Source organism: Desulfuribacillus alkaliarsenatis (assembly GCF_001730225.1).
Taxonomy (GTDB): Bacteria; Bacillota; Bacilli; order Desulfuribacillales; family Desulfuribacillaceae; genus Desulfuribacillus; species Desulfuribacillus alkaliarsenatis.
Map to the genome: position 1 here is coordinate 23,556 of NZ_MIJE01000031.1, position 24,864 is coordinate 48,419.

Annotated in this window: 23 protein-coding genes; 3 read left to right on the forward strand and 20 right to left on the reverse strand. The window is 37.9% G+C overall.

Going from position 1 to position 24,864, the window contains the following annotated elements; translation table 11 throughout:
* Positions 1-32: 32 nt before the first annotated feature.
* Entirely contained in the window at positions 33-1,562 is a 1,530-nt protein-coding gene (locus BHF68_RS09865; protein ID WP_069643490.1) for a Ppx/GppA phosphatase family protein, read from the reverse strand.
* Between the two features lie 104 nt (positions 1,563-1,666).
* On the opposite strand from BHF68_RS09865, the gene BHF68_RS15380 reads away from it, so the two are divergent.
* On the forward strand, positions 1,667-1,813 hold the full coding sequence (locus tag BHF68_RS15380; RefSeq protein ID WP_176719922.1) for a hypothetical protein: 147 nt from the start codon (positions 1,667-1,669) through the stop codon (positions 1,811-1,813).
* Here the strand turns inward: BHF68_RS15380 and nth are convergent.
* From nth to lpdD, 10 genes are all read right to left on the reverse strand, one after another.
* Positions 1,805-2,440, reverse strand: a complete 636-nt coding sequence (nth, locus tag BHF68_RS09870; protein ID WP_069643491.1) for an endonuclease III — start codon at positions 2,438-2,440, stop codon at positions 1,805-1,807. The two genes, BHF68_RS15380 and nth, sit on opposite strands and share 9 nt — an antisense overlap.
* 5 nt (positions 2,441-2,445) lie before the next feature.
* Positions 2,446-3,495: a glycosyltransferase family 4 protein gene (locus tag BHF68_RS09875; protein WP_069643492.1), complete on the reverse strand. Its 1,050-nt coding sequence runs from the start codon at positions 3,493-3,495 to the stop codon at positions 2,446-2,448.
* Positions 3,496-3,862: 367 nt separating this feature from the next.
* Positions 3,863-6,124 (reverse strand): YcdB/YcdC domain-containing protein, encoded by a 2,262-nt coding sequence (locus BHF68_RS09880; protein WP_069643493.1) that lies wholly within the window; start codon positions 6,122-6,124, stop codon positions 3,863-3,865.
* A 107-nt stretch (positions 6,125-6,231) separates the two neighbouring features.
* Positions 6,232-7,458 carry a 4Fe-4S dicluster domain-containing protein gene (locus BHF68_RS09885; protein WP_069643494.1) on the reverse strand — a complete coding sequence of 409 codons (1,227 nt, stop codon included), beginning with the start codon at positions 7,456-7,458 and terminating at the stop codon, positions 6,232-6,234.
* A gap of 24 nt (positions 7,459-7,482) precedes the next feature.
* Entirely contained in the window at positions 7,483-8,118 is a 636-nt protein-coding gene (locus BHF68_RS09890) for a TorD/DmsD family molecular chaperone (RefSeq protein WP_069643495.1), read from the reverse strand.
* 188 nt (positions 8,119-8,306) lie between these two features.
* Positions 8,307-8,969 carry a 4Fe-4S dicluster domain-containing protein gene (locus BHF68_RS09895; RefSeq protein ID WP_069643496.1) on the reverse strand — a complete coding sequence of 221 codons (663 nt, stop codon included), beginning with the start codon at positions 8,967-8,969 and terminating at the stop codon, positions 8,307-8,309.
* 34 nt (positions 8,970-9,003) lie between these two features.
* Positions 9,004-11,517, reverse strand: a complete 2,514-nt coding sequence (locus BHF68_RS09900) for a molybdopterin-dependent oxidoreductase (RefSeq protein ID WP_069643497.1) — start codon at positions 11,515-11,517, stop codon at positions 9,004-9,006.
* Between the two features lie 434 nt (positions 11,518-11,951).
* Positions 11,952-13,313 carry a PFL family protein gene (locus tag BHF68_RS09905; RefSeq protein WP_069643498.1) on the reverse strand — a complete coding sequence of 454 codons (1,362 nt, stop codon included), beginning with the start codon at positions 13,311-13,313 and terminating at the stop codon, positions 11,952-11,954.
* A 15-nt stretch (positions 13,314-13,328) separates the two neighbouring features.
* Positions 13,329-13,616, reverse strand: coding sequence for an ACT domain-containing protein (locus BHF68_RS09910; protein WP_069643499.1), 288 nt, complete (start codon positions 13,614-13,616; stop codon positions 13,329-13,331).
* Between the two features lie 91 nt (positions 13,617-13,707).
* The gene (gene lpdD / locus BHF68_RS09915; RefSeq protein ID WP_069643500.1) at positions 13,708-14,151 is read right to left on the reverse strand and encodes a prenylated flavin chaperone LpdD; all 444 of its coding nucleotides are present in this window, start codon (positions 14,149-14,151) and stop codon (positions 13,708-13,710) included.
* A gap of 62 nt (positions 14,152-14,213) precedes the next feature.
* Between lpdD and BHF68_RS09920 the strand changes: the two genes are divergently transcribed.
* A complete protein-coding gene (locus BHF68_RS09920; protein WP_069643501.1) occupies positions 14,214-14,924 on the forward strand; it encodes a DUF2225 domain-containing protein in 711 nt (236 codons plus the stop codon).
* 76 nt (positions 14,925-15,000) lie between these two features.
* On the opposite strand, the gene BHF68_RS09925 is transcribed toward BHF68_RS09920, so the two are convergent.
* The 5 genes from BHF68_RS09925 to BHF68_RS09945 form a co-directional block, all read right to left on the reverse strand.
* Entirely contained in the window at positions 15,001-16,236 is a 1,236-nt protein-coding gene (locus BHF68_RS09925; RefSeq protein WP_069643651.1) for an LL-diaminopimelate aminotransferase, read from the reverse strand.
* Positions 16,237-16,470: 234 nt separating this feature from the next.
* Positions 16,471-16,986, reverse strand: a complete 516-nt coding sequence (locus BHF68_RS09930) for a HyaD/HybD family hydrogenase maturation endopeptidase (protein ID WP_084019360.1) — start codon at positions 16,984-16,986, stop codon at positions 16,471-16,473.
* 47 nt (positions 16,987-17,033) lie between these two features.
* Positions 17,034-17,747 (reverse strand): Ni/Fe-hydrogenase, b-type cytochrome subunit, encoded by a 714-nt coding sequence (cybH, locus tag BHF68_RS09935; protein WP_069643503.1) that lies wholly within the window; start codon positions 17,745-17,747, stop codon positions 17,034-17,036.
* Positions 17,748-17,757: 10 nt separating this feature from the next.
* Positions 17,758-19,491, reverse strand: coding sequence for a nickel-dependent hydrogenase large subunit (locus tag BHF68_RS09940; RefSeq protein ID WP_069643504.1), 1,734 nt, complete (start codon positions 19,489-19,491; stop codon positions 17,758-17,760).
* Entirely contained in the window at positions 19,491-20,597 is a 1,107-nt protein-coding gene (locus tag BHF68_RS09945) for a hydrogenase small subunit (protein ID WP_069643505.1), read from the reverse strand. Before BHF68_RS09945 ends, BHF68_RS09940 begins: the two co-directional genes overlap by 1 nt.
* 465 nt (positions 20,598-21,062) lie before the next feature.
* Here BHF68_RS09945 and BHF68_RS09950 point away from each other — a divergent pair, with 465 nt between their 5' ends.
* Positions 21,063-21,575, forward strand: a complete 513-nt coding sequence (locus tag BHF68_RS09950) for a phosphatase PAP2 family protein (protein WP_084019361.1) — start codon at positions 21,063-21,065, stop codon at positions 21,573-21,575.
* On the opposite strand, the gene BHF68_RS09955 is transcribed toward BHF68_RS09950, so the two are convergent.
* The 4 genes from BHF68_RS09955 to BHF68_RS09970 form a co-directional block, all read right to left on the reverse strand.
* On the reverse strand, positions 21,568-22,356 hold the full coding sequence (locus BHF68_RS09955) for a sulfite exporter TauE/SafE family protein (RefSeq protein ID WP_069643507.1): 789 nt from the start codon (positions 22,354-22,356) through the stop codon (positions 21,568-21,570). The two genes, BHF68_RS09950 and BHF68_RS09955, sit on opposite strands and share 8 nt — an antisense overlap.
* A 141-nt stretch (positions 22,357-22,497) precedes the next feature.
* Positions 22,498-23,496 (reverse strand): aldo/keto reductase, encoded by a 999-nt coding sequence (locus BHF68_RS09960; RefSeq protein ID WP_069643508.1) that lies wholly within the window; start codon positions 23,494-23,496, stop codon positions 22,498-22,500.
* 161 nt (positions 23,497-23,657) lie between these two features.
* On the reverse strand, positions 23,658-24,197 hold the full coding sequence (gene rbr, locus BHF68_RS09965; RefSeq protein ID WP_069643509.1) for a rubrerythrin: 540 nt from the start codon (positions 24,195-24,197) through the stop codon (positions 23,658-23,660).
* Positions 24,198-24,303: 106 nt separating this feature from the next.
* Positions 24,304-24,723, reverse strand: coding sequence for a CBS domain-containing protein (locus tag BHF68_RS09970; RefSeq protein ID WP_069643510.1), 420 nt, complete (start codon positions 24,721-24,723; stop codon positions 24,304-24,306).
* Positions 24,724-24,864 lie beyond the last annotated feature (141 nt).

Here is a 24,864-nt window from a genome sequence, read left to right on the forward strand (position 1 = left end):
GTTGATAATTTATTTGATTTGCCCGTGTATGCTTATTTTTTTAAGGCTTTTACTTCAAATAAGTGCCCAAAATGTTTTCTAAAATGCTTTATGTACTCATTCGCTAAGTCGATTTCAATAGAGCGCTTCTTCTTAACAAGACATTCAACGGTCACTTTCTTGCCGTCATATTTAACAGTAACACCCTCTACCTGTTTACTAGCTGTTCGATCTAAACTGCGTGTGAATTGCAACAATACACCAAGCTGTTTAATTAGCTGCTCGTCCTGTTCATTGAGTATATCGTCAAACCGATGTACTCTGCTGCGTAAAATTTTGGCTTTTTTGTAGGATGCTATAAGTGCTACAATCAGTCGCTCCCGATGTGAAAGACCAGGTAAATTGACGTTACTTAGCAGATAGAATGTATGATTAGCCGTATTATAGACATTGATTGTCCGACCTATGTCATGTAAGAACGCAGCTACCGCTAATAGCCTTGCCTCTTTTTCCGTATATGGTAGAATTTTTGCCTGCATAAGCTGTCTGAATAGCTCTACAGATAGGTGCATAACATGCTCAGCATGCTTAGTATTGATTTTGTAATAATGGGCAAATCTCTTAATGTGCATACTGACGATATCTTCATCAAGATCTTGTTCTACCTCTTGCTTGAGGATTTCTAAACAAATTCCATCTCTGATACCCTGTGTGCTTATATAAAACTCATCTACATCAATATAATTCATAACAGCGGTATACATAGCTACTCCACCAAGGATGATATCTTCTCGGCCTGATGAGAGCCCTTGAATCTGTGACCTACTACTTAATGGTGTTCGCCTCAATAGGTGAAAAATGTGTTCAACGTCATATGTATCCATTTTGTAATTATGGATGCTGTTAAATGAATAGCGGGTTTTATACTGATGGATGCTTGCAATGGTTCGAGCTGTCCCCCCTAGCCCGACAACTGGACATCTCTTGTTTTTTAACCACGGAATTTGTTTCAAAGTAGCTTTTATCTCATTATAAAAGCATTTCAAATCATCCTTATTGAGAACTTCTTGTTGTTTAAAAAATGTTTCCATGATATTGACAGCCCCGTATGGGAGACTGATGGAGTGAACTAAGTTTCGCTCCTTCATATATGTAATCTCCGTGCTACCTCCACCTATGTCAACGATAAATGCTTCTTCAATGTCCATACTAGATCGAACTGCTAAGTAGCCATAGCGAGCCTCTTCTTCACCTGAAAGAACCTCAAACTGAATGTCAGTTTGTCTGAAAATCTCAAAAATCACTTCATCACGGTTTTGTGCCTGTCGCAATGCTGCCGTAGTTACACCCTTAATATATTGTACGTCTCTAGCATCACATAGTTGCTTATACTGCTTCAAACATTGTATTGCTAATTCAACTCCAACATCTGTAATTCTTCCATGTTCATCAAGATGCCCACTAAGACGAATAGATCGCTTTAAATCATCCACCTTGTATATAGCCCCTTGAGTATTAATATAATATATTACTAATCTTACTGAGTTCGAACCCATATCTATAATTGCAATATGTTTTTCCATAATTATGACCATCTTCCTTCGAATAATTATAATTTAGACAATTTGTCTCATAGGATTTTTTGTCGAAATATGTTAAAGTTGTTCACTGACAGGAGGTTCTGTTTATGATTGAAATAGTGTATATAATAATGGCATTTATAGTAGGACACTTTATCGGCTCTAAGGGCTGGCGACGATTCATGACAACTTCCCGCAAAAAGCAGCCTCGTACGTTCGTAACAGCTAAAGAACGGGAAATGCTACTAAAATAGTAGTGCGCTTTGACATAAATCAGCTAATTGACATTGACTGCAGTTTGGCTTGCGTGCATAACATATACGTCTACCATGAAATATTAATTGATGATGTGCCTGTGACCATCGTCCCTTTGGGATGATGGTCATTAATTGTTGTTCTGTTTCTAATACGTTGTCACTTGCTGCTAGCCCAAGTCGATTACTAACACGAAACACATGTGTATCTACAGCTATGGCTGGTACACCAAAGGCATTACTAAGCACTACATTGGCTGTCTTCCTACCGACCCCTGGTAGCTTTTCTAGGGCTATGCGCTCACTTGGCACTTCCCCATTATGCTCTTCCACTAATATGTGGGCCGTCTTTTTGATTGCTTTACTCTTGTTTTTATATAAACCTAGTCCATATATATCCTCTGCGATTTCTTCTGCTTCTACTCTTGTATAATCTGCTGGCGATTTATATTTTACAAATAATGATTTCGTGACTTCGTTCACCCGTTGATCTGTGCATTGTGCAGATAAAATCGTAGCTATTAGTAATTCAAAGGCATTAGTATGCTCTAACTCACATTTAGCATCAGGATACATTTGCTCCAATTTGTCTAAGATTTTTAGTACTTGTGCCTGCTTTTTTGTCATTAGAGCTACCCCCTATACAATTGAATATATTGAGCGATTTCGTTCTCAGTAGAATAATTAGCTTTTGCCAACTCATGGGCTGTGTCAACTATTATTAGTGTCTGATCAGGTTTATTTATAAAAGCATCGACTGCTGTATTAAATTCTTCTTCAGCATTGAATAAATAGCCGTTTTTGCCGTGCTCAATCATTTGTTCGTTCCCTGGACACCTACTAGCTATGACTGGTGTGCGCTGATAAAAAGCTTCTATGATTGCTATCGATTGACCTTCCGACTCTGAAGAATTTATTAATATATCGGATATTCTTATGATTTCTATCAGCTCTTTTTGATGAATGCTTTTAAAATATCTTATGTGGGGATTTTCCCGTGTAAGTATAGTTACCCGCTCATACTCCTCTGCCTCAATTACTGGGCCAATTACACACAGCACCAGTTGAGTGCTATTAAGTTTATTATTGTTGAGTTTATTGTAATTAGCTACTAACTCAATTGCCCATTGTATACGCTTTATCTTGCGCACACCCGCAGGTAGTACAAGCACACACTTACCCTGCTGCTGCGATAATTTAATGAATTCTAAAATCTCATCTGCATTCCCACTCTTCTGAATATCTGAGCCTAATTCATAATAACCTTGACCTACAATATGGGTTTTAGAACTAATGCTAGGAAACTTAGCTATAAGACAATTATAGGCTTGCTCATGAAATACGGTAATGAATGCGGCTCCACTTAACAACTCTAGAACTTGATTATGGTATGTGGCTAAATATACATTCAAGTCAGTTCCTGTAAAGGTAATGCCGTACTTATTAGTAACATGCATCTGTTTTTTGTACATTTCTGACTGCAAGTAGCGAATTGGGTTAAGTATATGTATACAGTCACTCTTAACTATGTGCTTTATATTATCTGAGATACTATCTTGATCATTATAGTTAATGCCAGTTACATCAACACCAGTATCTTCTAAGGTGTTAATTATTCTTTTTGCAGTCATTGTGTTTCCACGCATTGAGTTTAAATATGGGCTAGCAATTACAATTTTCAAAACAACTATCCTCTCAGCTTTACTTGTAAAGTTCACTTGCATTATTGTACGAAATTAGAACTATTGTAACATATCAGTACCTTTATCACCACAAAAAGACAAGTATCCCAGTAGATACTTGCCCTTTCGGTACTATATTTCAGGTTCAAATCCTAAGGCTGGCGGTTAGGGCCAGTTTGCTCTTGTTGACCTTGGTTTTGTTGGTTTTGTTGTTTCTGTTGCTGTTGGTTCATAGGGTTTTGTTGCTGTTGTTGTTTGTTCTTTTTAGGCATGAAATGTCACCCCCCTTTCATAATGTAGACTTCCACATTTGAAAGGAAAACATGAGTGGAAATAACTGCTATTTACTCCACCTGACTAAGTATCACTATTTTTGCAATAGCTTTGCTACGGTTACAACTGCTTCAGCCCGTGTTGCTTCTTTATGTGGCATGAACAGATTATTGCTACCACCTGTCATAATGCCTAGTCCGTTCATAATAGCTACTGCACCCTTGCGATTGGCCGATATTTGATCATGGTCTGCAAATGATTCTTTAAAGATGTCAAGCATTGCTACTTCATCATAGTTCAAGAATTTAATCAGTAAGTGCGCCATTTCTTCCCTATTTAAACTAGAATTAGCAGCCCAATTGCTCTCGTTGTCATTAATATATAACCTGCGTTCTGTTACAAATGAATTTACTTCCTTCGTAGAGAAATCCCTTGTATATGGACGTTCAATTTTCATTAATATTTCCACGAATTCTCTCTGTGTGATTGCTTTGTTAGGCTGCAAAAATTCATCAGTAAACGGTAGCACACCGTACTTTTGCAAAAACCGTATGTCTTCCTTAGCCCAATGATTATCTAAATCCTTAAATACAACATCTTGCATTTTTTTCTCTTCACCGAAATAGTCTAATACCTTACCAGTCTTCGCATCATAGAGTGTGTTCTCTAGGTTTGTAAATGTGTACACAAGCTTAGTGTCCATTGATTGCTCTTGCTGATTAAAGTCACGTATAAAATGCAGCTCTAATGGGTTGTCTGATAAAAACTGCTGTTGAATTCGTTCCTCATTAATCAAATTCGTAGGATTTGGAAAATCATAGTCTGCCCATACGATTTGAAAATACTGCACATCGCCAGTTTGCGCATCTATGTTAATAACTACTACATTCTGGTCAAACACTATCCCGTTCACTGTTCTTTGAAATCGTAAATGATAGGTTAACGGAAGCTCCTGACCTTCAAGCATTTTCCATCCCTCAGATTTGACGTGCTTTAAACTATTTATATGCTCTGGATAATGTTTAGAAATGTACTCCTGAGCCTTTTTAACGGCTGTTTCTTCATCTTTGATGAGTAACTGATGCTCTTCTAGTCTTTGATTCTCTTCTGGATATTGATATTTAATTAAGCGCACTAATTTTCCACTCATCGCATCAATACCGATCTCTATTGTGCCATGCTTTAGCTTTTCTTCTGATTCTTCATAGTACTCCCAGCGGAAATTCCAGCTACGATTCTGTGGAAAGTCCCAGCTTCTTTCCATATTACTATACACATGTCTGTAATTACTTGGTATATCTACATAAGATTCCGCTCTCAACAACGCTTGCTCTTGACTTAATAAGCCAGATAAAGATTCAAGCTCAGCCTGCTCAAACCCGTCCAGTCCTTTCGCTGCATCTTCTCTGGTTTCCATCATACCACCATAACCAAAACGGTCTAAATAGTGCGCTGGTTCAAAAACCTCACCTGAAGTAGCGTCAACAGCAAATTGAGACGCTTTAATAGGTCGGTACACAAGTTTTACGCTATTACGCTCATCACGTTTTGCGGTAAATGGAACAATGTAAGCAAGCTCCATACCATTTTTATCTATAAATAAATCCTCTGCAATTGTTTTATTAATTGTATTAGTAATATTGGTATCTAAGCCTTCAATCCATTGCATGTAATAACTTCTAACTATCCCTGTATCAGCGTTGATAGTTACCTGTATATTCTGCCCTTTAAAAGGAATCCCATCGACTAATTGCTCAAAACGATATTCGTAATGCTTTAAGCCTTTATACAGGGGATACTGAGGCTCACTTATTAATTGATACTCGCCAGCAGACTTACCCGAGAATCTTTCCACTACATCCTCAGCTATCTGCCTACCTTGCTCCCAGGTGTGCTTAGGTATATAGCTTTGATATTGTCTGTCATAATACTCAGACGGATTGTAATGGTGATAATTAATAACTGTTCCCGTTTTAGCATCAATTCTAATTGTTAGCTCACCATGCTGATCTATTGTTGAAAACCAGCGAAAGCTCCAAGAGCTTACATTAACATCCTCTTGAAAATTCGAATGTACAGAATCAAATTCCTTTGGTATATCAAATAATTCCTTAGCACGTACGAGGGCTTGTTCCGCCGTTAAGAGACCCCTATTAGTTATTTCTTCGTTGCTGATTACTTCATTATTGCTTTTCTTTTCAGTTAATTGTTCTTTAATTGCAATCTGTTCTTTCACATTAATCGGCATTATTTCCATTGCAAATAGATTATGTATTGGTGAAACGATAACTAGAGATAGTGCAAGCGTGCTTAAAATAATTTTTAGTGATAATTGTTTATTGCCTTTAGTGTGCATACAAAACAATCCTCCTTATCGGTTATTAGTTGTTGTTTCCAACTACTATATATACGACAAAGAGGATATATATGTTTCATTCGTTTTCATCATTATGAAAATATTTTTTATCTCTGACAAATTGTGCATTTTCCATCTTTTTCTAATTGTTTATGGAAATAATCTTTACATTTTACACACTTTACTAGTTCAGTCTTAAGTACCAGCATCTGCTCTTTATTAACAAATGAATGTATCTTTATTTTATCAGTGTACTTAATTTTTTTACTAGGGCAGATTGACTCACACTTGTGACACCCTAGACAATTATATGGTTTGTATATGATTTTTCCTGTTTGATTCTCTTTATCTTTTACTAATTCAATTGCCCCTGTTGGACATAAACGGCTGCATATACTACATAGATTACAGCCATCTGCTATTGATAATTTATCAAAATAATAAAGATCCCCTGAAATAGTCTTTTTCCCAGCTAGCTTTTTAATTACTTCTAATAGAATTTCCCGTTGCACTGGAGCACTTTTCGTGCGTTGATTTTGGGCGATTTTTCTACGCTCCTTCTTGATTTCATCAGAAACAAGCTGATCTGCTACATCCCCAAATACACCAACGCTATTTGATCTAACACCTTTTCCAATGTTTTTAAAGAAATCTCTACGATTATAATTACTTGACTGCTCAATTTCTTTTTTTGTTGCAATAAGTATTGGCTCAGGCAGGTGTGAAGCTAGCATTAAACGCGCTTCATCAACCTCTAGCTGTGTTAGCCACTCTGTTGCTTCTGTGAAATTATAATTGATATTTTCTAATACTTTATTTTCGCGATTTTTCGGACAATCCTTGCAGCCTGATACATCTACCCAAACATATTTAGCATCGACTGCTAATGGGGCAAGCATTAAGCCTGGATGGATTCTAGATAAGCAGTCAACATTGATGCTCGTCAATCGCTCTATGTCAAAATCATCCTGATTTGATTTGCTATTTTTATGGTTCTTCAAAGTTTTATGGTGTTTCGAGTTATTACAGCTCAGTCTTACCGTTGTTTTATCCTTACAATGATGAATAATATTTCTTAAAATGGTATCATCATGTAAGCTGACAAAGGAAATGGCACCATTGGGGCAACTGGTTACACAATTTCCACACCCTTGACACAGGGCTTCATCAATTGATTTAGCACCTTCTGCAATTGCCTGATTAGGACAGCTATGAACACAAATTTGCTGGCAAAGCTGACCGATGGCAGTGCAGCGCTCTTTATCAATTTCGATAGGGCAATCAACAAGTTTCTTCTCCATATATTTGTTTATAAACCTTGAAAACAAGCCCATATCTTCACCCCTAACTACATTATTCTATGCTGTTACGCGAGCTTTTTCTTCATTTATAAAAGTTCTAGTTACACGTGCTAAATGCTTATAAAAATCATGTGGTGTTTCTTTCTCTACATCATTAGTAAATTCTCCAACCCAAGTAGATAAATGCTCTACTAGCATTTCATTTTGTAGCTTTGTAAATCGAGCTGCCTCATCTATATCTCCTTCTTGTTCAGCAACACGTGCTTTAAAACATAATACGTACATAGCTTCTAATTCAACTTTAATATGGTCTGGTATTTCTTTTTTGTCTTTATCAATGCCAATTCCAGCTTTGTTATAAAACACTTGCACATCCATTGTCGATTGTGCCATAATCTGGCGTCCTTTATCCAGGTATACTGAACCATAAGGTGCTGCTAGCAGCTTCAATGGCCCTACAAACAGTTTAGAGAATGCAATTTGTAGTGGTAGCCAGTTATCTGTTTCGTCTGCTATTTTTTTCATTGCTTTTGCTTCCTCAACAGCGTCACTTTCTAGCAATTCGAGTGTCTGAATCAGGCCTTGAAACAACTGAACCTTATTCATTTCTGATGAAGGTAACTCGTAACAAACTGATAATAGCTTAAAAGCTGCTTCCCTTGCTCTTTCTGGTGCTAAAACGTCTTGTGTCATTAGTATCCTCCTTATTTACGTTTAACTATATATTCTTATATTTGATAAAAGAGCGGCAAAACCGCTCTTCTACCAAATACCTATAGCATTATACTACAAAACCTATTTTCTTCCTAACTACACTTAACATCTATTTAAGGCGGGAGAGTTAGATGTAATACTATATAATAGGTTTTGTATCTAGATTACTATGCTTTCGGAGAGTATGATTTAATGTAATAAACATTTGGTTTTGCGCCAGTCTCTGGTTGCAATACGAAATATTCGTTGTTATTGATTAGTCGACTTACTTGACTATTTGGATCATCTAAATCTCCAAAAACTCGAGCGTCAGCTGGGCAAGTTTCTACACAACGAGGTACTTGGCCATTAGCTACACGATGATCACAGAAAGTACACTTCTCAACATGACCTTGCTTACGAATACCTTTAGTACCACCTTCAGCCGTTAAGTCACGGTCTGGGTTAGTATAAAGAGGTTTTGCTGTCTCATATTTTCCATCAAATGTTGGAGCCTCAGCATTGAAAGAAATTTGCTCATATGGGCAGCTTCTTTCACACATGCGACAGCTAATGCAAGTATCAGAATTGTACTTAGTCATTCCATTATCAGCCTTATACATTGACTTTGGAGTAGTAGGGCAAACCTCTACACACGGAGCATCCGTGCAATGATTACATAAAGTTGAAATATACTCTAATTTAACATTAGGGAAAGTACCCGTTGTTTGTTGTTTATAGTGAGACCAGAAGATTCCGTCAGCAATATTGTTTTCGCCTTTACAAGCGATTGAGCATCCCGCACAACCTGTGCATTTTTGCTGATCGATTACCATTGCATATTTAGTCACTCAAAACACCTCCATTAATATTTATCCTAGACTATTACGCCTTTTCTACTTTTACTCTTGTAGAAGCGTAGAATACTGTCGAACCACTTAAGTGCTCATATACAGCAGGTATAACATCGTTGTTATTACCACCGATACCATCTGCATTTCTACCGAAGTTCCAGTGTCCTTGACCGTATGCTTTAACTGCATGGCCAGGAACGGTGCCTTCCCAAGCACGTACTTTAACATTTCTAACTTGACCTGTTGGTGAAGTAATTACAACGCTGTCTCCATCAGCAAGTCCTAATCTTGTAACATCTGATGGGTGCAAGATAACTGTATCGCCCCACTTTTCTCTACCAAAGTCTACGTCAGAAAACTCTTGATACCATGAGGTGTTAGCGGCACGACCTTCACGATTTAAGCGAGCTTTGTGGTCAACGAATACTAATGGGTATTCAGATGAATTACCTTCGATAATTGGCTCCTCATAGTGAGGCAAGAAACGAAGATCTCCTGTTGCAGTATAGTTTGTTGCTGCTATTACTTCATCAATTGTAGCAGCAGCTTTGTAGTTTGTTACATTATCAGCAAACTTCTGTAAACGATCTTTTAAGGTTTCACTATAGAACTCAAATTTCTTAGTTACTGTAGCATAGTTATCCCACTTAGATCTGTATACATATTTTGTAGAGTTCCATACACCTACTTCTACGAACTGCTCCCAGCTTCCTAAGTTTCCAGGTCTTTCAAGTGCTGGATCCCATGCTGGTTGTGTTCTAATCTTTGTTACTATTTTATCAAACTCTTCAGCTGAAGTTGCAGGGTTGCCAGTTTCAGGATCAACTAATGTTTTGCAGTAATCAATAAGGTTAGACACTCCAAGTTCAGCTAACTTTTCTCCTAATAACCATACATACTCAGTCTCAGGGTTCTTCGCCTCTGGGAATGGCTTGTCTATTGGTCTAGCTAACCATACGTGCATGTGTAAATCTTGCTTCTGATGTAACGATCCCCATTGCTCAAAGTTAGAATGAGTTGATGGTAATAGAATATCAGCGTACCAACTCATCTCTGCCATATGCACTACATGGTGAACAAAGAATGGAACTTTAGCTAATGCTCTCTCCCAACGGTCAGGTTCAGGACAAGAATATGGTGTGTTAACCCAATATCCATAAGCTAATTTAATATCGTACGGATTTTCTGCTAAGATAGCATCCGCTACTCTGTTCAAGTTAACGCCTGTAGAACCTGTAGCTAAGTTTGGCCACTCTAAATATCCACGTTGGTCAATTTTTTGTGAATCTGGAACAGAAAGATTGAAATCGTCCGCGCCTGGTAATCCTTGAAGCGCTCCAGGAGGATTTTGTTGTGTTCCACCTTGGTTATCAGATCCACCAAAGATACCTGCTAATGCATGGATTGCCATCGATGTGTATCCACCGCGCTGTTGCATTACGGCTCCTCCACCCATCATTACGCAAACTGCAGGAGCTGCTGCACCCATACCACGTGCTACACGAATAATTTGCTCAACTGGAACGCCAGATAATTGAGCTGCCCATTCTGGAGTTCTATCTTTAAGCTCATGGTTCCACCACTTAACTATACCGTGTGTATGTTTTTCATCAAAGCTAGCTTCGTCAACTTCTTGACCTGCTACGAACTTGTTAACACCATCTGTGAAATCTCCAACAAATCCTTTGTACCATAATCCTTCAACTAAAGCTACGTGTGCAATTGCTAATGCAACTGGAGCATCGTAACCAGAATTAACAGGTAGCCATTCATGTGCTTTACTTGCAGTTGAAGTTAAGCGTGGCTCTACTACAGCTACAGTAGCACGGTCTAACACATTGCCCCATTTGTTTAACCAGTTAGAAACCTGACGGTTAGTACATAATGGGTCCATTCCCCAGCATAAAACATATTTAGCATAATCTAAATCGTAGTCGCGGTATCCGCCAAATCCTTCTGTGTACATAGGACCAAACTTCTCTGCTTCAGCACAAATCGATGAATGAGAAATATTGTTAGGAGATCCTAGTAAGCGAACCATACGACCGTAGTTTAAGTCATTGTTATTCGTGTAACGACCTCTAAATAATACGAACTTATGGGTTTCACCAGCATCAATTAACTCTTTGTGCTTTTGCGCAATTGTAGTCATTGCTTCATTCCAAGAAATTGGCACAAAACCTGGGTCTTCATTGCGACCTTTGTTCGGATTAGTACGCTTCATAGGTGAGCTAATACGATCTGGATCGTACATTTGCTGAATACCTAAGTGCATTCTTGGACAGTTGTTCTTCTTGTTACTCTTAGAATTTACGTTACCACGAACCTTTAATACACGTCCATTAACAACGTAAGCTTGAGATGTACACCATGAAGTACAACCAGTACAACCAGCACCTACCCACTTACCTTCTGCTAGATTACCAATTGGAGTTGTGTCCTCCACAATTGTGTCCGTTACTGCGTCATCACAACCTAGTAAAGCGATTGCTGTAACACCAGTAAGCGCTGAGGTCTTAAGAAAACCTCTTCTTGTTAAATTCATCAACGTTACCCCCTTCATAAATGGTTCAAAAAGATTTAAACAATGATGTTCAAAACCTAGTACAATTGTAACTTACATTTGAATATATTATGAAGAGGTTAAATCCCTAAAATGCTAGCGCAAAAACCCTTAGTTGCGCCAGAGTTAAAATCAGGGTTTTTCCCTATTGAAACTTTTATATTTAGAAAATCCTATGTAATATAAGTATCTTTAAATACTCGAAATAAGAATAAGCTATAGTAAAACAAAATAAGCCTCTGTTAAAATAATGTAATTTTTCATTATTTCACAGTAGACTTATAGGTTTTGTTAATATATTCATATGATTAATTTCACATTTAATGGTAGTATTTTCACTTTTATAGTTATAATCACTACTTTATAGTGATTAACTTCACATTCACTAGTGATATTTAGTTAGTAAATAGACTGTTTTAATTAGTTAGGGCTTGAATCGGAGCAGGAATTCGTCCACCACGGCGCACCAGCTTCTCGCTAGAGTATTGACTGACCTCCATGATTGGCGCTCTACCTAGTAGCCCACCAAACTCGACCATATCTCCAGCTTTCATACCCGCTACTGGGATTATACGGACTGCGGTAGTTTTCTTATTAATCATACCGATTGCTGCTTCATCAGCTATAACACCAGCTATAGTAGCTGGATGGGTGTCACCAGGTACTGCTATCATATCTAGTCCAACAGAGCAGACACAGGTCATTGCTTCAAGCTTACTTAGGCTTAACGCACCCTTTTCTACAGCGGCTATCATTCCATTGTCTTCACTTACAGGAATGAAGGCACCACTTAAACCACCAGCATATGATGTCGCCATTGCTCCACCCTTCTTGACAGCGTCATTCATTAGAGCTAGGGCTGCAGTCGTGCCTGGAGCACCACAGACTTCCACACCTATCTCTTCTAATATTTCAGCTACACTATCGCCTGTTGCATTAGTTGGGGCTAGTGATAAATCAATAATTCCAAACTGGGCACCTAATCTCTCGGCTGCTAGTCTACCAACTAGTTCACCAGCACGGGTGATTTTAAATGCAGTTTTCTTAATAACGTTAGCTATTTCACCAAGATCAGCATCAGGGTAACGCTTAAGTGCATGAAGTACCACACCAGGTCCACTTACACCGACATTGATTACTACATCTGGTTCTCCTTCTCCATGGAAGGCACCTGCCATAAATGGGTTGTCCTCTGGCGGATTACAAAAGACTACAAGCTTCGCACAGGCTAAGCTGTTAATATGTTTTGAATTATCTGCAGCCTTAACAATCGTCTCTCCGACTAAGGAGATGGCGTCCATGTTAATCCCTGCTTTAGTTGTGGCTACAGATATTGAACCACATACCCTTTCAGTCACTGTTAATGCTTCTGGTATTGACAAAATCAAGTTCTGCTCATCAGGTGTCATACCTTTATGTACTAATGCCGAAAAACCTCCTATGAAGTCAATACCCAACTTCTTTGCAGCTTCATCCAAGGTCTTAGCTATTTCTACATAATCTGCTGACGAATACTTTACACCAACATTAGCAATTGGTGTAATCGATATGCGACGATTTATAATCGGTATGCCAATTTCACGTTGAATCTTATCAGCAACGTCCTTAAGATCCGCAGCCTTTGTAGTGATTTTATTATAGATGTTTTTTTTGAAAATATTCACATCTGGATGAGCACAGTCTTTTAAGCTTATACCCATGGTTACTGTACGTATATCTAGGTTCTCCATCTCGACCATGCGGATGGTTTCCATAATTTCTTGTAATGCTAAACCCAATTTAATGACCCCTCTCTATATGCGGTGCATAAAGTTAAAGATATCTTCATGCTGCAGACGAATTTTTAGACCCATTTCTTCTTCTAGTGGCTTGAAGTATGTCGCTAGAGAATCTATGTCGCCATTGTAATCCTTAACGTCAACGACCATTACCATTGTAAAAAACCCCTGCATAATAGTTTGGCTTATGTCTAGAATATTTACATTTTTATCTGCTAATATAGCAGTCACCTTAGCAATAATACCCTTTTGATCTTGTCCAACTACACTTATTACTACGCGATTTCCTTTAGTTTGTTCCACAGTTTTCCGCTCCTTAAAAATGATATGATTTATCAAAGCATTATAATATATTAAAAAAATAAGACTTTTTTGTCAAGCTATATTGTAAGCTCTATGTATTTTTCGTACAATGGAGACGAGACTTTACTATTTCGATTGCCTTATACATATTATCTACTAACAATTGAATATCTTCACTACTAGCGTTATCTACATGGATTCCGCCAGTAATAATTACATTGGTTCGAAATTCTCTAGCTAACTGGTTGGCTACCTCATAGACAATCTCACCTTCTTTATGAGGTGTGATGACAACAACAGAGGTAGATGCACTTGGCTTTGTAGAGTCACTCATACTAGGGTGATACTCAGCTATGGCGACTGCTCCGATATGATGCTTTGTGCCCCCAGCAATTGTAACTAATAGATCAAAGCCTATACGCTGGTATGTTATTTCGATAGAAAAAGGGTATTCACCAAATCTAACGATATTTTTACCAACATCTTTAGTATTAAAATCTTTATTATAAATTTCGTTGTTATCAACTAGTTTCATTTGCTTACCCTTCTTTTCAGATAGCTATTTATAGATATAAAAAATTATAGGAGATGACTTTGATGGATAAACAGCAGATTGAGCCAATATATCAAGTTTCCGTTACCTGTCCTAATTGTACCTTTGAATCCAAAACAAGTAAAGTTCGTAGCAGCTTTGTAAAAACAAAAAAAACTGATACAGATTTTTGTATTCATTATGAGGGTGAAAACCCTGACTTTTATCTAGTACGCGTGTGTATAGCATGCGGCTATGCATATACAGATAATTTCAAGTTTACGACACTAGGAAAACAGCTTCAGGAGCGCCTTAATAGTATCATAACCCAAAAATGGAACAACCATGATTACGGTGGTAGACGCACTTTAAAAGATGCTATTACTGTATATAAACTAGCACTTTTATGTGCTCAATTAACAGAGCAAAGTGATGTTATCATTGGAGGTCTATGCTTCAAACTTGCTTGTTTTTATCGCTTTAAAGATAATGTTGAACAGGAGCAGCGGTTTTTACAGTACGCTTTAGATTCATATATGAATTTTTTCCAAAACGAATCAAACGTTAATGTTAATGAGGCTAAGATGATTTATCTGATGGCTGAAATCCAAAGACGGCTTGGCGATTATCGTGGCGCTGTCAAATGGTTTGACAAAGTTATTAAGGACAAATCCATCACTGATGTTGGAATTATTCGCAAATCTAGAGAGCAATGGCAGGTAGCTAGGGATCAGCTCAGAGAACAAGAAGCTAGACTTAAAGCAGAGAAAGAGTAAAAAATAGCTTGCTAGTATATCAATATACACTAGCAAGCTATTTTTATAATATCTAGGCTATTTTACAGCTATAATCCTAAAATTCAAACTCTACGTCTGTCAATCTACGCTTTATTTCTTCGATTACCTTTTTCTCAGCTTCCTCACCCTTTGCTTGGAAGGTAACAGAGAATCTAAGGAAGTTACCAGCATCATCCCATGGCACAGTCGAAATTAGTTTTTCTGTAATTAAATATTGGCAGAAGTCCTCCGCAGACTCAAAGCGGCGTCCTCCCTTAATGCCTTTTGGTATTGCCACATAAAGATAGAAGGACCCTTTCGGCTTCTGCACTTTAAAGCCTACTTCATTCAATACATCTACAAGTAGGTTATGTCTTCTTGAGTACTTCTCAGATATTTTTTCTGTGATTTGTGGATTTTGCAGTCCATACATAGCAGCTTTCTGTATTGGGATAAACTGACCTGAGTCGTTATTGTCTTTAACAGTAGCGAACGCTTTAACAACTAGTTCATTACCAGCAACAAACGCCATACGCCAGCCTGTCATGTTATAGGCCTTTGATAGGGAGTGAATCTCAATCCCTACTTCCTTAGCGCCATCTACTGATAAGAAGCTTAATGGCTTCTCCCCGTCGAATGTTAATGCTGCATAAGCCGCATCGGAAATAACAATAATATCGTTATCCTTAGCAAACTTGACAACCTTTTCGTAAAACTCTTTTGTAGCACTTGCCCCAGTAGGGTTGTTAGGGTAGTTAATGTATAACAGCTTCGCACGCTTTCTCTGATCCTCTGTTAATGAATATATATCTGGCAGGAAGTTGTTCTCTGCAGTCAACGGTAGGTTAACTACTTCTCCACCTAACCATTTCGTATGTGTACCCATAACAGGATACCCCGGAACTGTCATAATCGTGATGTCCCCAGGATTAATAAAGGCGCTTGGAAGCATAGCAAGTGCTGGCTTAGAACCAATCGCATGGTTCACTTCCTTCTCTGAATCAATCCCTGCAACTCCAAATACTTCTTCTAAGTACTTAGCGGCAGCTTCCTTAAACTCTGCAATACCATTATCGGCATAGCCACGATTTTCAGGCTTTGCTGCTTCTTCTGCTAAAGTTTTAACTACGCCATCATCAGCCATTTCATCTGGCTCACCAACACCCATATCAATCAGTTCAACATCAGGATGTGCTTTTTTAGCTGCTGCTTTTGCACGTTTGATTTTTTCAAACTTATAAAGAACTGTGTCCTTTCCGAATTGGTTACCACCAATTCTATTAGCGAATAATTGTTGTATGTAGCTTTCTATCATTACCTTTTACCTCCTAATATTCATTGCTTTTTAGAATGATTACAACCCGAGTAAGGATTATTAACATCATACATAAAAATCTGCTCTTCGTAAAGTATTTACATTTATTTTGAGCTAATTGTGGCTAAATTATATATTCCCTATAATTATTATTTCAAACATCGGACTTATGAATTGTCTTTAATTAACATAAAAACCTGCAGCCACTACTGTAGCTGCAGGCAATATAATCTATAGTTCTTTCTCCCATTCACGTAGGATCGCTTCTGCTCTTTCGACAATTTCTGGTAGCTTTTCCTGTACTGCATCTGACAGTTCAGTGCCCCATTCTAGTGATCCTGGCTGTACTCCTAATAGAATAAGCTTTTTCGGAAAGCGGTCACGAAATTTTGCAAGCCCTAAAAGCTCATGGAAGCTTCCTTGGTGAACTGAAAGTCGCATACCTGAAAATGCAGGTACTTCTTCGTCCTCAAGCTGCACTATTGTACCAGGCTCTTCATCAGCATTGATAGCATCTATAACTAATAGGCGATCGGCACGTTCAACCTGGTCTAAAAGCTTTAAGCCATCACAAGCTCCATCAACAAGTTCGATTTCTTCTTTCCACTCTTTTTCCATAAGCTTATATATTGCTTTAACGCCAATACCTTCATCACTACATAGAATATTGCCGATTCCCATTGCTATTACCTGCATATTCCACCTCTGTTGTGTTTTAAGATTAAAAATTACTACTGGATATAGCATAATGCTATATCCAGTATAACCATCAATTATTGGATTTTATACTACTATTATGCTGAGTGATTCTTGTTCTGTCCTTCTTGTGCTTCGTCTTCTTCAGGCATTTCCTTAGATTTGTATCCAGTAATAATTGAAGACGTTGCTCCACTCTTACTTAAGAAGTCGTATCTAAATGATGTGTATAAGTGAGCTACAATAAACAGTACAAACACCCAAGCTAACATATGGTGTATAACCCTTGTGTTAACAGAGTTACCCATTAAAGCTTGCCACCATGCAGTAATTGAATGTAAGAAGCCTGTTGTGTAAATTTCAGATTGCATAGCCAATCCTGTTAGGATTATAAAGAACGAACCTAACCAAATGAATAGTAGGTAACTAATCATCGCTAACGGATTGTGACCAACATAATGTGGCTCTTCTTTCTTTATAAAGCAGTAAAACAAGATAACATCCTTAAGACCTACCCAGAACTCTTTTTTCCAAAACTTAATCTTTGCATATTCATTACCAGCATAGAACCAGTATAGCCTAAAGATTAAATTCGCAATGAACACATAAGCAGTAACTAGATGTATAAATCTAGCAGTACCCATTAGGAAATAGTCATTAGCAACAAGTCCAGGAGCATGAACAAATGGATTATAAATGTAATACCCTGTGATTAGCAAAACCACTATACATAATGCATTGACCCAGTGAAATATACGTACTGGTAGCTCCCAAACATATACGTCCTTTTTTTGACCTCCGTGTGAACTCATTAGATCACTCCTATCGTATCACGTTAATCTGAGTGATTTCTTTTTTGTTCTTATCTACTAAGTGTACCGCACATGCCATACATGGGTCGAATGAATGGATTGTACGAATTACCTCTAGTGGTTGATGTGGATCTGCCATTGGCGTTCCTACTAATGCTTCTTCATACGCTCCACGTACACCATCAGTGTCTCTTGGTGACGCATTCCATGTAGATGGAACAACCGCTTGATAACTTTTAATTTTGCCTTTTTCAATTACGATGTAGTGAAGTAATCCACCACGAGGTGCTTCATTCCAACCAACACCTCTAACTACTGAATCTGTTCTGTGCCATGTCTTAGGATCCCATTTAGAGTTGTCAAAAGTAACTGTATCACCAGACTTGATGTTAGCAATTAAAGCATCGAAAGTCTCTTGTAAACGATCTACAAATAATTTTGTTTCAAGTCCACGTGCAGCAGTTCTACCTAAAGTAGACATTAATGCTGATAATGGAATATCTAATTCACCAGCAGCCCAATCTACTATATTCTTAACGTCAGGTACACCTTTAGCATAAGCAACTAGTACACGTGCTAATGGTCCAACCTCCATAGAATGACCTCTCCACCTTGGAGCTTTATTCCAAGTATAAGGCTTCGTTTCATCTAACTCTTTGTATCCAGGTGCTGGACCTGTATAGTCAAACGTAGTCTCTCCGAACCATGGATGTTTACCCTTAGCTCCATCAGAATATTTTAACCAAGTATAGTCTACAAACTCTTGGATTTGATCATAGTCACGCACATCTACATCATGTACTGTAGATAAATCACCATTTAAGATTGCTCCACTTGGGAATAGATAAGTATCCATATCACGCACGTCATTACCCGGAGTAGCGAAATCACCAAATGATAAATAGTTCTTAAGTCCTCCACCGTACGTCCAATCTTTGTAGAAGCTAGCAATTGCCATTAAGTCTGGGATGTACATCTGCTCTACAATGTCTTTAGCTTGGCTAATTAATTTTTGAATTTGATTAAATCTTTGAGTATTTAATGCTGTATCACTGTTTAAGTCGATTGCACAAGCAACTCCACCTACTACAAAGTGTGGATGTGGATTCTTACCGCCAAGGATTGCGTGAATCTTAACGATTTCTTTTTGCCACTCTAGTGCATCAAGATAGTGAGCTACAGCCAATAAGTTAACTTCTGGTGGCAGCTTGTAAGCTGGGTGACCCCAATATGCATTAGCAAATATACCTAATTGTCCACTCTCAACAAAAGTTTTTAAGCGCTTTTGTACATCAGAGAAGTACCCAGGCGAGTTCTTCGGATAATTAGATAGGCTTTGAGCGATTCTAGCAGCTTCCTGAGGATCTGCACTTAATGCACTAACAACGTCTACCCAGTCTAATGCATGTAAATGATAGAAGTGAACTACATGGTCGGCAACATGCTGAGAGTAAGTAATAATATCGCGAATTAAGTTTGCATTCTTTGGAATTCTAATGTCTAATGCATCTTCTACTGCTCTTAATGACGCAATGGAGTGAACGGTCGTACATACACCGCAAACCCTCTGTAAGTATGCCCAAGCATCTCTTGGGTCACGTCCTACCATAATTTTTTCAAGACCACGAATCATAGTACCTGAGCTTAACGCTTCAGATATTATCCCTTGGTCATTTACATCTATTTCTATACGAAGGTGGCCTTCGATTCTAGTAATTGGATCGATTACGATTCTTTCTGCCATTACTTACTGACCCCCTTATTCTGATCTACTGCAACAGGCGCTTCTTTATCTTTTTTCTTCATCTTCTCTACTGCTACTGTAGCAGCCGCATGAACAGCAACACCCGCAGTTGCAGCACCTACAACAGCTGCACCAACTTTATCAGGGTTGTATATAATATTTGTACCTGGAATTTGTGCTAATGTTGTAAAGATTGGACCGAAATCCCAGAAATTATCTTCCGAACATCCCATGCAAGGATTACCTGCTTCAACCGGCCAGCATGTGCTATCATTCCACTTCATTACAGAACAAGAGTTGTAAGTCACAGGACCTTTACAACCTACTTTATACAAGCACCAGCCAAGCTTAGAACCGATATCGTCAAACTCTTCAACAAATAGCCCTGAATCAAAGTATGCCCTTCTCTGGCAATTATCATGAATTCTATGACGATAGAATACTTTAGGCCTTCTGCGAATGTCTAGTTCAGGTAAAGAGTCAAACGTTAGAATGTGTGTAATTACACCTGCCATTACATCTGGAATCGGCGGACAACCTGGCACATTAATGACAGGTTTATTAGTTAACTTGTAAATAGGTGTAGCCTTTGTTGGGTTTGGCGCTGCTGCTTGAACTCCACCCCAAGCTGCACATGATCCATAAGAGATAATTGCTGCGCAATCTTTCTCATATTCACGGAAAATATCAATGTGCGTCTTACCATCAACCACACTATGGATTCCACCATCTGCCATAGGGATACTTCCTTCACATGCTAGGATGTACTTCCCTTTGTATTCTTCCTTCGTTTTCTCTGCTGCCTCTATCGCTTGTCTACCAGATGCTGCCATAATAGTATCATGGTAATCTAGCGATATCATGTCGAATAACAAATCTGCAACGATAGGATTATGCATTTTGATAAACGACATAGAACAGCCTGTGCACTCCTGGAAGTGCTTGTAAATAACTGGTACCCTTTCTTTCGTCTCCAAGGCTTTAACTACCTTCGGAGTAAATGAAGCTTCTAAACCCATAATTGCTGTAATCGCTGTGCAGAATTTCAAGAAATCTTTCCTTGAATATCCCCTTCTCTGCGCATACTCATAAAACGTTTCCTTCAAATTGACCCCTCCTTTTTAATACTAGTACTTTTTAAAAAGCATTTCTCATGAAGTAGATATTATAAAGCCACCTTACTACACCTTATTGTACAACATCAACCTATGTTATAACAATCACCTAAATTCTGTTATATTCTGTGTTAACATGTGCAAATTTCTTATTCTGAACTAATTATCTCTATATTACGTTTGATTTCTAAATAATACATTTAAATATAAGCATATTGTTATAATCCATAAACAAAATCTATAGTAGTTTGTTTAGCACATTAGACAAGTTCTAAGCTAGCCTGTGAACGACTTATGAAGATTATTAAATGGTCATAAATTACCACCTGTTGCTAGCTATAAGTAGTACTATATTGTCATGTTTTTTGTAACTCTACTGATTTATATATTGCTTAAAATATGTAATTTGGTATATACTTTACATAACGTTCAATACTCAAGCACGAGGTGATATTCTTGAATCATATCCTATCTTGGGATCAAACAATTTTTCGATATATAAATCAGCAGCTTAAATGTAGTTCACTTGATAGAACAATGCCCTACTTCACCCACTTCGGCGGAGCTAGATTTTCTATATTGATTTGCATTTTACTATTATGGTTACAGAGCGGAAGCTTTACAAATATCGCTAGAGACACCATAATCGCTCTGGCTGGAAGTCATATTCTAGTACAGCTTATTAAAAATTTCTTTAATCGCCCACGCCCATTCCTAGTTCTACCCGAGGCCTTTGTTAAGGAATCATTAATTCTTAAGGACTATTCATTCCCGTCTGGCCATACAACTGCCAGTGTTTCTATTGCTACAGTTTTTTCACTATACTTTCCGATTTTCGCGCCACTATTCTTTATCTTAGCTGCAGTAGTTGGCATATCGAGGATATATTTAGGGCTTCATTATCCGACAGATGTATTCATAGGCGCTGTATTAGGCTTTGTGTCTGCTTTGATTGTGTTTTTTATATAAAAATCATGCGCAGTGCTACCACTAGTATTACTAGCCGCAAAAAATAAATGAGATTATTAGAGCGAAGTTTTATGGCAACCCTAGCTCCTAACACGCCTCCTATATAAGCTCCTGGAGCTAATAACAGCACATAGCTCCAAATAACATGACCTAGTGCCATGTGTGTAAAGGAGCCAACGATAGCAGATACGAGAATTATCAGCATCGATGTTGCAGTTGCTATATGTATAGGAAATGAAAATAGCATAATCATAGCCGGCACCATCAAAGCCCCACCACCGATACCAAATAAGCTTGAAATCAAGCCGACGCAAAAGGCTACAATCAAAGATATCGTACGATTAAAGCTATAGCTATGACTCTTTCCAACGGAATCGATAAAATCTCTTTTTATCGATGGAGAGCCATAGCTTTTTTGTTTTTTGTGGTCTAAGGAAAGAAATAAAAATAGAAGAATCATTAGTATTCCAAAAAAAGTCGTAAATGCTTCTTCACTAAACTGCTTGCCAATATAGGCTCCTAAAAATGCCCCCGGAGCACTCGCAGTAATGAACAACAGGGCACTCCGATAATCAATTCGCTGTTGTTTAGCGTAGGCCATTGTAGACGCAAAAGCGATAGCTACAATAACTACTAGTGATGTTCCTGCTGCATGCTGAGAAGGAGCGTTAAATATTTCAATTAAAGCAGGTACAATAATTATACCGCCGCCAATTCCAGCGATACTACCAACAATACCTGCAACTATGCCAATTGCAATTAGAATAAGTGACTCTTCCATAAATCTAACCCCCAAGACTAACTAACGCAATATAATAAAATTGGTTAAATAATATTGATTTAACACAATCTAATATATTATATTCATAGTGAAAGCTTGGCAAACTTATGCCAAGCTTTCGCAAACTCTTTAACTTCCTCTTTAACTAAGATTTAATATGCGCTCACGAATTGAAACGTGATACGGGCACATTTTTTCACATTCAGGTGTTTCAATGCAGATCGTACATACTCTACAAAGCTCAACTGGGCCTCGCTTTTCTTTCCACATCTTAGTACGTTTTGTGCTATTATCTATTTCCGTTAAGTATGTACTAGGTATTAGTGCATCAGTAATTTTAATCCCTTGAGGACATTCGCATTGGTTACAGCGCCTGCAATTATGCGAGCTTGCTATATCTGCTAATTGTTCTAGCTGTTTCTGCTCCACTTTATCCGGAAGCTGCTCTAGATATTGAACATTTTCATCCAATTCAGTGATACTCATAAAGCCAGGCAGAATAATATCTACATCTTGTGTAAGAAGATATCGTGAATGTAATGGATTCAAAAACCCACCTGCTAATACTTTCATACCTATCGTGCCAATTCCAAGTTTCTTTGCATGCGGCAGTAAATCCTTAACTGCAAAGGATTGGCAAATATTTAAATGAAAAAGCACAGAGTCAAATGGATATTCTTTAACCCATTCAGCCAGCTTATCTGGCCTGTGGCTAGAAATTGCAACATTACGAATGTAGCCAGCTTCTTTTGCTTCTTCAACTGCTTTCATCGCACCATCCATACCCATCACCTGTTCAAATTCTTTATCAGAATTAACATAATGGATATGCAAGATGTCTATAAATTCCGTTCTTAGCTTCTTTAAGCTATCTTGAATCTCAAATTTGGCCTGTTTATAGGTCCTTTTATTCGTTTTTGTCCCTATTACATATTGATTCCGACGATGATGTATCGCTCGTCCAATCTTCTCTTCACTATCACTATAATTCTGAGCTGTGTCTATATAATTAATCCCTAAATCCAGTGCGTAGTTTAGGATTTTATCACATTCACTTTGGGTGAGCTTCGGTAAATGCATAGAGCCGAAGCCTATATGTGATACTTGTAAATTTGTCTTACCAAAACTCTTGTAACGCATACAACCGTTCACTCCCTATATTGATTATGCAGAATTTTATTGACTGTACGGTTTTTCATTATACTACAAGTACACTGGATACGAAAGTTTCCACATAAAAGTTAAACACATATAGAAGACCTGCTGATATATCACAATCAGCAGGTCCTTGTAGCTCTATCTTAGTAGTTTTTGCAATAAATTTGGAAGTGCGCTTTTGGATGAACACAGCTCGGGCACAGCTCAGGCGCTTCAAGGCCAGTATGTACGTAACCACAGTTTCTACATTGCCACTCGACTTCGCTTTCCTTCTTAAATACTGATCCATCTGAAAGGTTATCTAATAGCTTCTGGAAGCGCTTCTCATGCTCTTCCTCTACTTCAGCAACCTCGTGGAAAAATTCAGCTATTTCTTCAAAGCCTTCTTCACGGGCAACCACTTCAAAGCTACGGTACATTTCAGTCCACTCATAGTTCTCGCCCTCTTTAGCAACTTCAAGGTTTTTCTTAGTATCACCAATTCCATTTAAGAAGCGGAATATACGCTTTGCGTGCGCCATTTCGTGGTCAGCAGTCTCTAAAAATATACCCATCATTTGCTCATATCCTTCTTTTTTAGCTTGTTGAGCAAAGAATGTATACTTATTACGAGCTTGAGACTCACCTGCGAAAGCCGTCCATAAATTCTTCTCTGTTTGACTGCCCTTTAATTCTTTTGTCATATGTCTGCCTCCTAGTTATTAAATAGATATGTATTTTTTCCAATTATAAATATAACATAATTTAGGAAAATTCTAAAGTTATCTTTTTAAATTCATTAATTTAATCCTAGGGCTTTGAAATATTATTAAGTGCATCTCCCGCTTCATTTATATGATCACTCTCGATTGCCATATCTCCTAATGCTACCATGCCAACTAACTGTTTATTATCTAACACTGGCAAGCGTCTAATCTGCTTACTGGCCATTAATTGCGCTGCTTGATTAATATCCATGTCAGGTGTAGCCGTAACTACATTAGTTGTCATAACCTGTTGCACCTGTATGTTGCTTAAGTCACCACCGTGGGCTACTGTCCTTAAAACGATATCCCTATCCGTTAACATACCTACGAGATTTCCATTTTCAACTACCGGGACAGAGCCTATATTGTACTGACTCATAATTTGTGCAGCCTTAATAACAGAATCCTGTGTAGTTACTGTAGCAACATTGTTAGCCATAATTTCTCTTATTGTTTGCGACATTTGTATAACATCTCCTTTTGTTAAACTATTATTTTTTGACATGCTTCTTATGTATAGTTCATAAGATAATATCCATATTCTATTGTTTGTATAAAGCTAATAACTTATTAGATAACTATATAAAAAAGAGCCTGGAAAATT